This is a genomic window from Sphingobacteriales bacterium (genome assembly GCA_016711285.1).
In the GTDB taxonomy this organism is placed as follows: domain Bacteria; phylum Bacteroidota; class Bacteroidia; order Chitinophagales; family UBA2359; genus JADJTG01.
This window is the reverse complement of sequence record JADJTG010000017.1, coordinates 1-12,477: the sequence shown is the minus strand read 5'-3', so window position 1 is coordinate 12,477 and position 12,477 is coordinate 1. Positions and strand designations below refer to the sequence as shown.

Genomic DNA, 12,477 nt, shown 5'->3' with positions numbered 1-12,477 from the left:
GAGCAAATCACCTTTTTTAATACGCGGCGAAGAAGTAGTATTATTTTCCAAAACAAAGAAGCTGTTAAAAGCACAAAATTATATAAATAAAATGGCTAACGATTAAAAAATACGGAATGTTTATTTCTTTTTTAAATATTAAAAAAACGAAGGAATATAGAAAATGTTTGTTTCTGTGTGCCAACTTCTGCCAAAAAAAGAAGCCGCCCTTCGTAAAAGGCGGCTTCTTTTGTGTATAATTATATTATAATGATACGATGTGATATTATTTTACTAACATCAAAGTAGCGGCAGCACTTTGATTGCCTACATTTACTTTTACGGTATAAGTACCACTTGGCAAATACGACAAATCCAAACGCTCTTGGATAGCATTAGTCACTACATTTGGTAATTGTACTACTTTTTGACCGCTGATGTTATAAATTTCTATGCTGATATTTTCAGTTTTGTTGAGCTGCAAAGAAAGTTGTACATCGCTGGAAGTAGGGTTCGGTGTCATTTGGAAAGACACCACACCGTTCAAATCTTCAATGCCGGAAGCAGGAACTTCAAAGTTAAAGCTGTCGCTGCAGCCCGAAGCATCAGTTACTGTCAAAGTATAAATCTGGGCAGAAACCAAATTGGAAGCAGAGTTGCTGGCACTTACTACACTACCTGCTGCATTGGTCCATTGATATTGATAAGGAGCAGTACCATTAGAGAAATTGCTGGCAAATGCTCCGGCAGTAGAGCCGTCTAAAACAACAGAGTTAATAGTAAAAGCACAAGTGCTGGTGGTGAAAGTAGCAAGGGCTTCGCAACCGGATACATCAGTTACTGTCAAAACATAAGCAGTATTTTCAGATAAGCCGGTAATGTTTGCATTTGTACCCAAAGTTTGTCCGCCAACGGTTTGCCATTGATAAGTAGCTGGTGTACCGCCTGTTACCACCGCAGTAGCAGTAGTGGCAGTAGCATTTACGCTGGCTGCCAAACTGCAACCTACTGTTATTTCATAAGTATCTGTTACAGGAGTACCGCCGCCATAAGAACCGCTTACTGTTACAGTATAAGTACCGCCGTTGGCATAAGTGTGCGATACACTGGTGCCAGTGGCACTACCGCCGTCACCGAAGTTCCAAGTGAGGTCACACAAAGCACCGCCGCTGATGATAGCATTAAAATCTGCTTGCAAACCATCGTTGGCGGCTTCAATTTCTACATTATCGGCAACACCGATAGCCTCTGTGGTGGTGCTTACAAAAATCCAGGGAACAAAAGTACCCGCACTTACAGAAAACCAGTTTTCATCGCCTAAGTGGGCAATGATAGCTCCATTGGTATAGAAATAATTAGAGCAAACGATAGCACAATCGTTGCCGATTTCATCATGAATGACTACTGCATAAGCACCCGCAGCCAAAGAAACAGGGCATTGCAAAGGTGCGTTTAAAAATTCACCATTGTCCTGTCCGCCTGTAGCTGTATAAGGTACAGTAGTAGCTATTTCGTTACCGAGGCTGCCATCTGTATTGATGCTGTATAAAGAAAGGGTAATATCGCCCTGTGCTTCTGAACCCAACAACGCCGACAAAGAATCAACGGTAGTTTCATTGACTACTTCGAAAACATAACCGATAGCACCTGCGCCATCATTACCCTGATCATCATCGAAAGAAAGGAATTGTGTAGAAAAGTCGCCTATTAGGGGATTTCCGTCTGCATCTTGCAGTGAATTATAGAAATAAGCGGCTCTGCCATAAGCACCATCTGTAATATTAGCAAAAGCAAGGTCGGCAGCCAAAGTGTCTTGCTGGTCGGAGTAAACAAAGTACTCAATGGCGTGTAAACCAACCGCAGTAGGAGCGTAAGTTTCTGTAATACTGAGGTTTTGTGAACCTGTAGAAGCAATATCGGCAGAAGTGCTTTGATTAAATACTTCTACGGGATTTCCGTCTATATCAAAAGCAGTGATAACCGTGCTGAATGTAACGTTGGTTTGTCCCTGTGCGCCAGTATTACCTACTGTGATAGCAAAGCCGCCCCAAGAAGGGTTTTGGTCAAGCGGATACTCTGCATATTCTATCGGCATCACCGAACCCGACAGTGCCAACTCAAATTCAGTAGGAGCATCTACTGAAAGGTTATCCAACAACAACAGGAATTTGTCGTTGGATATATTGTGGAAACCTATATAAATGGTTTGACCTTTGTAAGCATCTAAAGAGATGGCACGACTTGTCCAATCGTTCGGGCTGGCTGTTTCGGAATACACCACTGTACCTGCCTGCAAATTTGCCAAAGTATTGCCCGCCGTAGAAACTACCACTTGATAAGCCTCCAAGAAATCTACATCTTGCGATTTTACCTGCCACTTGAACTGCAAACCATCGGTATTCGGAATAGCAATCGCTGGTGTACCCAACCATTTGTCGGCTTGACCAAAGGGGTCGTACCAAGAATTACTTACCATGATACCGTCTTGGGTTGCGTCCCAAGCATCTTGCCAGTTCCAACCTTGTGTAAAGTCGGCAACGTTTGTGGCGGGTGTCTGACCGTCCACATCATACATCGACCAGCCTGTGGAATTTTGTCCGTCTTGGAAAAAACCGTCAAAATCGTTAAAATTCTCCGACCATACTTGTGCCTGAGAAACAAAAGCAAAGAATAAACCCGCCACTAAACCGGAGAGCTTAATTCCTGAGCGTAAAAAATTCAATTTCATCGTTTGTAAGTAATTAAATTTAATTATTTGGTTTGTTTATTAATATTTTATAAAAAAATGGTTTTGTAATAAAGAAAAATAGTATTTTTAACCACATAAATATATGTACTCTTGTTCTTTGGCGCAACATTTCAATGAATAATGTTTTATATTTGCAGCTATGATGAACAAGTAATTTATGAAATATAATAGTATTCTACACATGCGGTTAAATCAATATTTTTTAGCTTTTTATAAAAAATGGTTTTGTCAGACTAAGTTAAACTAAAAAATTTATTCAATTTGCAAAGTTAATAAAAACAAACAAAATGGTAAAAAAACTTACAATTTCTTGTATCCTTCTTGCAGTTATGGCTTACGGTATATTTTTTGACCCGCAGCCCGCTGCTACTTATCATACTGTGCCGCCACCTTTTAATGCGGGTGCATCCGGGCAAGGTTCTTGCTCTATTGTCGGCTGTCATAGCGGTTCGGTGAATACTGGAGGTGGCAGTACTGCTATTATCTTTAACGGAACAGACAATAACTATGAATCCGGAAAAACCTACGATATGAGTTTGCTCATTAGCGACGCTACGGCTTCACGCTATGGTTTTCAGATGGTAGCATTTGATGAAACTGACAAAAGTGCAGGTGATTTTATAGCTGCCAACAGCAATACCACCACACAAACTACTGCTTCGGTACAATTCATTAACCACAACAATGTACCCAATCCCAGTCCTTCTTCCTTTAATTTTCAATGGACGGCTCGGGTACTGATAAAGGTGTGGTTACTTTTTATGCCGCCGCCAATGCAGCCGATGGCAACGGCACTTCTACCGGCGACAAAATATACACCACTTCGCTTTCTGTTAATCCCAAACAAACAGTGGGCTTTGAGCAGTTGTTGGTGCAGACCTCCGTATTCCCTAATCCCGTCAGCGATGTGTTAAACGTTCATTTAGAAAATATATCGCTTGGAAATATGGGAATTGTGCTTACTGATATGAACGGAAAAATGGTTCAGGCACAAGACCATTTCTTATATGACAATTCTTTTGAAACACAATTGGATATGAGCAGTTTGCCCACAGGTACTTATTTGCTGGTCATTGCCAATGAGTTTCATCATCTTACAAGAAAAATTGTAAAAAAATAATCAGTATTTGACTTTTTTAGCTTTGACAAAGCTAAAAAACAAAAGGGGTTTGCACTATAGTGCAAACCCCTTTTGTTTTTTTAAAAATATCCCTGCATTTTGCGGTCTTCCATTGCTGTTTCCGAACGGCGGTCATCGGCGCGTGTGCCGCGTTCTGTTACGCGCGAAGCCGATACTTCTTCAATGATTTTGTGCAAATTGTCGGCATCGGATTCTACGGCTCCGGTGCAGGTCATATCGCCGATGGTGCGGAAGCGGACGGTGCGGATTTCGCTTTGCTCGCTGGGTTTCATTGCAATATAATCGCATTTGGCAAGCCACTGACCATCGCGCCAAAATACTTCGCGCTGGTGCGAAAAATAAATGGAAGGAATAGGAATGTTTTCTTTGAGAATATATTGCCACACGTCCATCTCTGTCCAGTTGCTGATAGGAAATACACGAAAATGCTCGCCCATGTGCTTGCGCCCGTTGAACAAATTCCAAAGTTCGGGGCGTTGGTTTTTGGGATTCCATTGTCCGAACTCATCACGGTGGCTGAAAAAACGTTCTTTGGCGCGTGCTTTCTCTTCATCGCGGCGTGCCCCACCCAAAGCGCAATCCACTTTCAGCTCTTCCAAAGCATCTAAAAGTGTGACGGTTTGCAACAAATTGCGGCTGGCATTATAGCCTTTTTCTTCTACGGCTCTGCCTTTATCAATGGAGTCTTGCACATAGCGCACTTGTAATTTTACGCCCAATTGTGCTACTACATTATCTCTGTAATCAATGGTTTCGGAAAAATTGTGTCCGGTATCTACATGCAATAAAGTAAAAGGAACAGCCGCCGGATAAAAGGCTTTGCGTGCTAAATGCAATACGCAAATGGAATCTTTTCCGCCTGAAAATAACAAAACAGGATTTTGGAACTGTGCCGCTACTTCGCGCAATACGAAAATACTCTCCGATTCCAGCTCTTGCAAATGCGTCAGTTTATAATGTGTCATTATTATTAATTAAATACGATGATTCTAAAAATATATAAAGATAAGATAATCAATAAAAAATATCACCGCCCTTATTCGGTATAGGTGATATGCGGCAGCAATTTGTCTAAAATATGTTGTGCCGACTGCTGTATGCTATAACCCGCCGTAAGCACACGAATTTCGGGGTTTTCGGGGGCTTCAAAAGGAGCAGAAATACCTGTAAAATCTTTGATTTCGCCGCGCCGCGCTTTGGCATACAAACCTTTTACATCGCGCTGCTCGCAAATTTCCAAAGGCGTATCAATAAATACCTCCATAAAATCTGCTTCGCCGATGATGTCGCGTGCCATCTGGCGCAATGCCACCGTAGGGCTTACAAAACAACAAATGGTGATGATGCCGCTGTTACAAAATAATTTGGCTACTTCGGCTATGCGGCGTATATTTTCGTGGCGGTCGGCTTCCGAAAATCCGAGATTGTTGCAAATGCCCGTGCGTACATTGTCGCCATCGAGGAGCATGGTGAAAAAACCGGCAGCGTGCAGGTTTTTTTCCAAATATTCGGCAATGGTAGATTTGCCGCTGCCCGACAGCCCACTCAACCACAGCACTTTGGCGCGTTGGCGCAACTGGGTTTCTTTGTCGGAACGCTGGAGCAGCCGTTCAAATATCGGGTGTATATGGTCGGAGGCGAAAGACTTGTTCATGGCGGCTGCAAAGGTAGTATTTTTTTCAAAAAAACTGAAAGTTTTATAGCATTTCTGCTATACCTTTTCTCTTGTTTTATTCCTATTGTCACAAAAAAACGCACTTATATCTTATTCTTCTTCAAAGTAAGAACGCGCTTTTTGGAGCAGTTGCTCGCTGCCCGAAATATTTTTACTCAATAAAAAACTTTCAAACAAAGTTTCTAAATTTTCTAATTGCTGGGTGGGTAAATTGCTGAAGAAATGTGCTTCGTGGCGGTTTTCGCTGCGCAAATTGACGACTAAGGCTTCTTCAAAAATTTCTTTTACTTTGGCGTGCGCCAAATCGTAGCGTTGTTCGGTTTTTAGGTCGCTGAGGTGCAAACTGATAATGGCTTGCTGGCAGAGGTGAGTGTCGCGGAGGTGTAAGAGTTCGTTGCGAATCTCTGTCACCGACTTTTCGTGGCAGTTGCCGATGTGCCATTTGTGCCAAGTGCGCGTGGGAATAGCGTGAAAAGTGGGTGTGCTGATGCCTTGCGGCGTGAGTTGCAAAGTACAATAGCCCTTTTCGCTGCTGATTTCGCTTTCGCTGAGTCGCTCGGTAGAGCCGCTGTAACAAGCGTTGCGAAATCCTTTTAATTGCTGATAATTGTGCCAATGACCCAATGCTATATAATCAAAAGTATCCAAAAGCGGGTAGCTGGCAGACGGAAAAAACTCAATGCCCAATTCCTCCGACATATAATAATTCGTGCCCAGCGAGGTGTGGAGCATCAATATGTTTTTTTTGCCTTCGGTAGGTTGTATGTGGGCTATTTCATCGGCTTGCCGGAGAGGGTCGTTGATGTGGGGCAAACCATGTACGCACACTTCGCCAAACGACAGCACTTCATATTTTTGTTGGTAAATGGGATAAATGTGCGGCAGCGACTCAAAGGCTTTGAGAATAGGGGCAGTGTAGGCATTTTTGGTGTGGAATGATTGCCGCAATCAGTACAAAAGGAATACCCAGCACACTCACGCGGCTCAGTTGTTCCAAAGCAAAAGTGATGGCGCGGTTGCTCGGCGAAGGACGATGAAAAAATCGCCGGAGTGCAATACCAAATCGGGGCGTTGTTCTACAATGCGGTCAATGATGAAGCTAAAAGCATCGTAAAAATCCTGCTCACGCGCATTGACACCTTCTTCTGTGATTTTATCGTAATAATGATACCCCAAGTGGGTATCAGAAAAATGCAAAATATTCATCTACCCTGAGCTTTTTTAACAAAATTTTATTTTTGCTCTACTGCCTCAACATCAATTGCTTCATAAATAATTGCCTGAGGAAAATATGACATTAAAGTTTGGTATAAATCGTGGACAGAAGTGAAGGCATAGCGCGTATCTGTAAAATGAAACACGGCTCTTTTATTGTTGAAAGAAGGTTTTCCGGTGCAGTCCATACCGGCTTGGTCGGCGTATTTGACCAAAGCAGGTGTTAATATCATACCTTCTTTTACCTTATCCGTGCGCCCGTGCAGAGCCTGCCGCAATACGCTTTTGTTTTCTTCTGTATTATACAGCATAAAAATTCCCGTATCGCCTGTTTTATATCCAAATACCTGCTTAGATCCCGAACTTCTTTGATTCATTTTACCCAATTTTTTATCTGCCAGCGTTGCTCCATTGTAAAGTGTCAAAATTTGTAAGGTATCGCTGCTTATATTTCCTTTGAATAAACGGTGTATCTTTAAAGTTTGCAAAATATAAGGGCGTTCGGGATTATAATATATATCGTAGCCTTCGGTGTTCAGATAAATCGTATCGCTTTCGGCAATTACGGTGGCTTCCACAATCATATCGTATTGGTTGAGTTCGGTGATAAATGCCGCTTTGGTGCTGTCGTTTTCAAGGCACACCGAGCGTTTTTTATGCTGATTACTCACCCCGCAACATTGTGCCTGCGCAATGGAGGTACTTATCCAGCAGCCTACAAAAAACAACACTATTTGTTTTATATTTATTATCAATAGATTTTGCATATTTATATTGTTTAATAAAAATTTATTCAAAAAACCGCACAATTGTTTTACAAAGCTAAGAGATTGTTTTAACATTGCCGTAACAGAATCTTATAAAATTTATTATTTAAGATAGCCTGCCGATAGTTTTTAATCATCATCAAAAATATTGTTCCTTTGTTTTTTTTATGTGGATAATGATAATTGCTCTTGGCGTTGTTATATTATATGTGTGCTGTTTGATGATATTTTTCATCTACTCTTTATCTTTATTGCATTTAACCCGCCATTTTATTCGCAGCACTGCCTCTGTTTCTTCTCCTCCTTTGCTGCCGGATTTGCCGCATATTACCATTCAATTGCCGATTTACAACGAAGGTGCTTTGGCGACACGACTCCTGCAACATATCGCTGCTTTTGATTATCCAAAAGAAAAACTGCATATCCAAATTTTAGACGACTCCACCGACATTTTTACTACTGCTCTTTGTACTCAACAGGCGGCACAACTCCTACAAAGAGGTTTTTGTGCGGAGCACCTGCACCGTCCCCACCGCGAAGGATTTAAAGCGGGAGCATTGCGGGCGGCGTTGCCTGCGGCACAGGGCGAACTCATCGCTATTTTTGATGCTGATTTTATACCTGCTCCTGATTGGCTGCTGCGCTGTGTGCCTTATTTTCAGCAGTACCCGCAATTGGGTATGCTCCAAACGCGTTGGTCGCATCTCAATGGCTCTGCTTCGTGGCTCACGCGGGTTTTTGCCTTTGCCTTAGATGCTCATTTTACTTTGGAACAAAGCGGCAGACAGGAGGCAGGGCATTTTATTAATTTTAATGGCACTGCCGGTATGTGGCGCAAAAGTTGTATCGTCGCAGCCGGCAATTGGAGTAGCGATACCCTCGCCGAAGATTTAGATTTGAGCTATCGCGCTCAGTTGCAGGGCTGGCAAATGCGGTATGTTCCCGATATTCAGGTAGCCGCCGAACTACCCGCGAATTGGAGTGCGCTGCGTTCGCAGCAATTTCGCTGGAACAAAGGAGGTGCGGAAAACTTTGTGAAATTGTTGCCTTCGCTCTGGAAAAATAAACAAGTGTCTTGGCAAAACAAAATACAAGGTACTTTGCATTTGGGCGGGAGCACTTTGTTTGCAGTGCTAGGCTGCTCACAATATGCAATATTTTGCTGGTATTTTTAAAACCGCTCGTACCTGCCATTGCTCCCATTTTACAATTTAGTTCTTTTTTAGCGTCACTACTTTGCTCTATGCCTTTTGTTATGCACAAATGTATCGCTGCGACCCACAGCCGCGCCGTTCTTTTTTGAGTTTGTTTGTGATGTTTTCGGTGATGTTTTTGGGGCTGTCGTGGTACAATACGGGTGCGGTATGGCAGGGTTGGCGCGGCATCAAAACGCCTTTTGTGCGCACCCCAAAAAGCAGTGATAGCACAGGCTACGTTTTTACAGTACCGTACTTTATTGCATATAAAGGAGAATATTCAATGCTGCTGCTATTGTTGGCAGCATTGGTGGCGGCTTATTACCAACAAGATTATGTAGCGTTGCCGTTTTTGATGTTGGCGGCGGCGGGCTATGCACTTGCGCTCTGCTTGGCGTGGAACGAAAGAAGAGTTAAAAAGGAGGCTTCGCCGGAAATTCAGCGAAGCCTCCTTTTATAGAAAAAAAACTACAATTTTGTTTTTTATCCCCAAATGCTACTATTCCGCAGCACTGCTTTCTTCGGCAGGGGTATCGGCAACAATATCAGCGGCAGGTTCTTCAATCGGCGCAGCAGCTACTTCCAAAATATTAGCGGCAGGTTCTTCAACCGCATGCAGCAGCTACTTCCAAAGCTTTTTTTGGCTTCGGCGGCTCTTTGGTTGCGTTTTTTCTACTTCGGCAGCATCTTGTTTGCCCAATTGCTGCTGACGGCTATCTTTGAGCGTTTGGATACGGTTTTGATTTTTGCACTTTGTCGGCGATGAATTTTGAAAAATTGGCATCGGCTTGCTCTTGTGTCAAAGCACCTTTGCTCACACCACGTTGCAAGTGTTTTTTGTACAACACACCTGTATAAGACAAAATAGCCTGTACGGTATCGGTGGGCTGTGCGCCATTTTGCAACCAACGCAAAGCAGCATCTACATCTAATTCAATAGTAGCGGGCTGTGTGTTGGGGTTGTAATAGCCTACACGCTCAATAAAAGCACCATCGCGGGGGGAACGCGCATCGGCGGCTACAATGTGATAAAAGGGTTTTCTTTTTCTTCCGTGTCTTTGAAGACGTAATTTAACCGGCATAAAAAATTGTTTTTTTTTAAAATTGTTTAATAAATAAACGTTTCAGTTCCAAACTGATGAACAGGTAACTGAATTTCGGAGCGCAAAGATATATTTTTTATTTTAACTTTAAAAGCACAGATTTATATTATTTTTAAAAAACACAAAATAATCACTGTGCCGCTTATTTTATATATCAATAACTCCTTTTCGCTTTTTAAAATTCAAAATCTATGCTTTAATTTGCATATCTTTACCTTTGTATTTTTATATTTTAATTTCAGATGAAAAAAAAATCTGTCATTTTTGACGAAGCCGCACGGCGGTTTTTATACGAATATCTCAACAATCCTTCGCCTACCAGCCACGAGGCGAAAGGGCAGCAAATTTGGTTGAATTATATGCAACGCTATACGCAAAAGCAACACTGCGATGCTTATGGTACTGCTTACGGCATTATCAACCCCGACAACGACTATAAAGTGGTGATAGAAGCACATCTTGACGAAATTTCGTGGATGGTGCATTATATCAGCGACAATGGTTTGATATATGTGCTGCGCAATGGCGGTATGGATCATCAGATTGCACCCTCCAAACGGGGGTTTATTCATACGCCCAAAGGAAAAGTAGAGGGGGGTTTTGGTTGGCCTGCCATTCATTTGCGCGATGCCGCCAAAGAAGAAAGCCCCAAAGTGAGCAACCTCACCATTGATTGCGGCTGCGACTCGCGGCAGGAAGTGAAGATTTGGGCGTACATATTGGCTGCGTGGTCACTTATCAAGATGAACTCACCGAACTCAACGGCGGCAGGTATTTTTGCGGCAGGGCTGGTGGACAACCGCATTGGCGGCTTTATGATTGCGCAAGTGGCGCGGCTTTTGCACGAAAACAAGATAAAATTGCCTTACAGCCTCTATGTCGTAAATTCGGTGCAGGAAGAAGTGGGCTTTGCGCGGAGCAAATGATCGCTCAATACCTGCAACCCGATGTGGCACTTGTCACCGATGCGGCGCACGATACTACTACTCCGATGATTAGCAAAACCGAAAAAGGGCGAATTTTGGGTGCGGCAAAGGGACTATGCTGGCGTATGCTCCAGCAGTACATACAAATTGTTGAATTTAATCATCGAAACGGCTCAGGAACAAATCTGCCTTTTCAGCGGGAAGGCAGTTTCGCGGAGTACCAAGCACAGATACCGATGCTATTGCATACAGCGGAAAAGGTGTAGTGTCGGCTTTGTTGTCGCTGCTGCCTTGCGCAGTGTACACCACCGTAGAAATGGCGCACCGCGATGATATTGAAAACACCATTAAACTGATGTATTATACTTTATTAAAATTCAGTATCGCCACGATTTTAAGTATTTAAAAAATCAAATATTTGCTGAATAATAAAAAATACCTGTAAAATTTAACATATAAATAACATTTTTTATCAAATTTTTTATTGATACTGCCAATGGCGCATATCCGACAAGCACTGGTTAACAGTTATTTTGGACGGCGTAACTACCAACCCTTGGCTGATGGTGAAAGAGGGGCATCAAAGGTGAACGCCCGTATTGCAACACTACAAAACCATTGCCGACTTGCTCGGTGACGGCGATAAGCAGTGAAGTACTCGCCACCGACTACGAAGGCATCGTGCGCGAAGGTGAAACACTCACGAAATTGCGGATAATATTGTCGTAAAAGTGCCGATGATTAAAGACGGCATCAAAGGATTCGCTATTTTACGGAGCAGGGCATGCGCACCAATTGTACGCTTGTTTTCTCGGCAGGACAGGCTATTTTGGCTGCCGGCCGGGTGCTACTTATGTGTCGCCTTTATCGGGCGATTGACGACATCAACCCGGGACGGCGTACAACCCATTGAGCAAATTGCGGGTATTTATACCACTCACGCATCGCCACCGAAATTTTGGCAGCTTCCATTCCGCAACCCGGCTTGTCATTATCTTGTTCTTTGAAGTAGGTGCTGATGTATATTTGTCCTTTGATTCTATTGTTATGGGCTAAGCCTCTCAAACACCCGCTTACAGACATCGGTTTTATGAAATTTTTGGAAGATGCCCAGAAAATGAAGGACAATTCCATCACTTTTTATAAAAGATGAAGTATTTCTGCAAAAGGCAGTACTCCATTTTGCAGCATACTAATTACCCGACAGTGGCAGTGATGGTGCAAAGTGGGAGATTAAATTGCTTGGTGTCATTAGTTGTCAATCCGTTATTATGTATGAGCGATGAAAACAGGGTTCGTGCTTCCCTATGTATACGGCATCTTGGAAACACTACCGCGGCACTAAAGTGGCTGATTATCCAGAGTTCTGTTTTTAAAGTTTTTATCCTTCTTTATCCGTATTTCTTCGTCCTTATCATCAATCGAGTATTTGATTTGTATAAATGAAATTGTGTTTGTATTTTTCTATGATTTTTCCTTCAAACTTTGCGCCATTAACCATTTTTTTGCGCTTCTTTACTTGAGGCTTCAGACGCTCTGATATACCTGGGTTTTGGGTTCTTTGTTTGCGATGCTGAATAGTAGTAGTTTCATTTTTTCGATTCATCCAGATCTTTCAAATTTCCATAACCTTACATTGGTTTTTGCGCCTTACGCTGAAGTCTTTGAGGATATTAATAAACAAATTTCGATTTTGCTTCATCAAGTCCTAAACTCTTTCGGTATC

The 12,477-nt window shown here is 42.5% G+C and carries 12 protein-coding genes and 2 pseudogenes; 7 read left to right on the top strand and 7 right to left on the bottom strand.

Annotated features, from left to right (window positions below; translation table 11 throughout):
- Window positions 1–265 precede the first annotated feature (265 nt).
- Window positions 266–2,707 carry a choice-of-anchor J domain-containing protein gene (locus IPL35_16045; protein ID MBK8444816.1) on the bottom strand — a complete coding sequence of 814 codons (2,442 nt, stop codon included), beginning with the start codon at window positions 2,705–2,707 and terminating at the stop codon, window positions 266–268.
- A 350-nt stretch (window positions 2,708–3,057) separates the two neighbouring features.
- On the opposite strand from IPL35_16045, the gene IPL35_16040 reads away from it, so the two are divergent.
- A complete protein-coding gene (locus IPL35_16040; protein ID MBK8444815.1) occupies window positions 3,058–3,642 on the top strand; it encodes a hypothetical protein in 585 nt (194 codons plus the stop codon).
- The gene (locus IPL35_16035) at window positions 3,636–3,848 is read left to right on the top strand and encodes a T9SS type A sorting domain-containing protein (GenBank protein MBK8444814.1); all 213 of its coding nucleotides are present in this window, start codon (window positions 3,636–3,638) and stop codon (window positions 3,846–3,848) included. The genes IPL35_16040 and IPL35_16035 overlap by 7 nt, the downstream gene beginning before the upstream one ends.
- Before the next feature lie 80 nt (window positions 3,849–3,928).
- Here the strand turns inward: IPL35_16035 and cysD are convergent, their stop codons facing one another.
- The 5 genes from cysD to IPL35_16010 all read right to left on the bottom strand — a co-directional run bounded on the left by cysD (window position 3,929) and on the right by IPL35_16010 (window position 7,526).
- A complete protein-coding gene (gene cysD, locus IPL35_16030) occupies window positions 3,929–4,834 on the bottom strand; it encodes a sulfate adenylyltransferase subunit CysD (protein MBK8444813.1) in 906 nt (301 codons plus the stop codon).
- 71 nt (window positions 4,835–4,905) lie between these two features.
- Complete coding sequence (gene cysC, locus IPL35_16025; GenBank protein ID MBK8444812.1) at window positions 4,906–5,523, bottom strand: adenylyl-sulfate kinase; 618 nt, start codon at window positions 5,521–5,523, stop codon at window positions 4,906–4,908.
- Between the two features lie 111 nt (window positions 5,524–5,634).
- Window positions 5,635–6,492 carry a hypothetical protein gene (locus IPL35_16020; GenBank protein MBK8444811.1) on the bottom strand — a complete coding sequence of 286 codons (858 nt, stop codon included), beginning with the start codon at window positions 6,490–6,492 and terminating at the stop codon, window positions 5,635–5,637.
- 36 nt (window positions 6,493–6,528) lie between these two features.
- On the bottom strand, window positions 6,529–6,750 hold the full coding sequence (locus IPL35_16015) for a metallophosphoesterase (protein ID MBK8444810.1): 222 nt from the start codon (window positions 6,748–6,750) through the stop codon (window positions 6,529–6,531).
- A gap of 26 nt (window positions 6,751–6,776) precedes the next feature.
- The gene (locus IPL35_16010) at window positions 6,777–7,526 is read right to left on the bottom strand and encodes a hypothetical protein (protein ID MBK8444809.1); all 750 of its coding nucleotides are present in this window, start codon (window positions 7,524–7,526) and stop codon (window positions 6,777–6,779) included.
- 221 nt (window positions 7,527–7,747) lie between these two features.
- Here IPL35_16010 and IPL35_16005 point away from each other — a divergent pair, with 221 nt between their 5' ends.
- From IPL35_16005 to IPL35_15995, 3 genes are all read left to right on the top strand, one after another.
- On the top strand, window positions 7,748–8,701 hold the full coding sequence (locus IPL35_16005; protein MBK8444808.1) for a glycosyltransferase: 954 nt from the start codon (window positions 7,748–7,750) through the stop codon (window positions 8,699–8,701).
- A gap of 61 nt (window positions 8,702–8,762) precedes the next feature.
- Window positions 8,763–9,182, top strand: a complete 420-nt coding sequence (locus tag IPL35_16000; GenBank protein MBK8444807.1) for a hypothetical protein — start codon at window positions 8,763–8,765, stop codon at window positions 9,180–9,182.
- 33 nt (window positions 9,183–9,215) lie between these two features.
- Window positions 9,216–9,488, top strand: a complete 273-nt coding sequence (locus IPL35_15995; GenBank protein MBK8444806.1) for a hypothetical protein — start codon at window positions 9,216–9,218, stop codon at window positions 9,486–9,488.
- Here IPL35_15995 and rpsP read toward each other — a convergent pair.
- Window positions 9,436–9,804, bottom strand: coding sequence for a 30S ribosomal protein S16 (rpsP, locus tag IPL35_15990; protein ID MBK8444805.1), 369 nt, complete (start codon window positions 9,802–9,804; stop codon window positions 9,436–9,438). The two genes, IPL35_15995 and rpsP, sit on opposite strands and share 53 nt — an antisense overlap.
- 263 nt (window positions 9,805–10,067) lie before the next feature.
- Between rpsP and IPL35_15985 the strand changes: the two are divergent.
- A pseudogene (locus IPL35_15985) lies at window positions 10,068–11,157 on the top strand (M20/M25/M40 family metallo-hydrolase).
- A 97-nt stretch (window positions 11,158–11,254) separates the two neighbouring features.
- Window positions 11,255–11,904 (top strand): annotated as a pseudogene (locus tag IPL35_15980) (fructose-6-phosphate aldolase).
- Window positions 11,905–12,477 lie beyond the last annotated feature (573 nt).

What these genes read in the sequence shown, in the direction of transcription:
- IPL35_16045 (MBK8444816.1), bottom strand. Translation starts at nt 2,707, where the DNA reads ATGAAATTGAATTTTTTACGCTCAGGAATTAAGCTCTCCGGTTTAGTG.
- IPL35_16040 (MBK8444815.1), top strand. Translation starts at nt 3,058, where the DNA reads ATGGCTTACGGTATATTTTTTGACCCGCAGCCCGCTGCTACTTATCAT.
- cysD (MBK8444813.1), bottom strand. Translation starts at nt 4,834, where the DNA reads ATGACACATTATAAACTGACGCATTTGCAAGAGCTGGAATCGGAGAGT.
- cysC (MBK8444812.1), bottom strand. Translation starts at nt 5,523, where the DNA reads ATGAACAAGTCTTTCGCCTCCGACCATATACACCCGATATTTGAACGG.
- IPL35_16015 (MBK8444810.1), bottom strand. Translation starts at nt 6,750, where the DNA reads ATGAATATTTTGCATTTTTCTGATACCCACTTGGGGTATCATTATTAC.
- IPL35_16010 (MBK8444809.1), bottom strand. Translation starts at nt 7,526, where the DNA reads ATGCAAAATCTATTGATAATAAATATAAAACAAATAGTGTTGTTTTTT.
- IPL35_16005 (MBK8444808.1), top strand. Translation starts at nt 7,748, where the DNA reads ATGATATTTTTCATCTACTCTTTATCTTTATTGCATTTAACCCGCCAT.
- IPL35_15995 (MBK8444806.1), top strand. Translation starts at nt 9,216, where the DNA reads ATGCTACTATTCCGCAGCACTGCTTTCTTCGGCAGGGGTATCGGCAAC.
- rpsP (MBK8444805.1), bottom strand. Translation starts at nt 9,804, where the DNA reads ATGCCGGTTAAATTACGTCTTCAAAGACACGGAAGAAAAAGAAAACCC.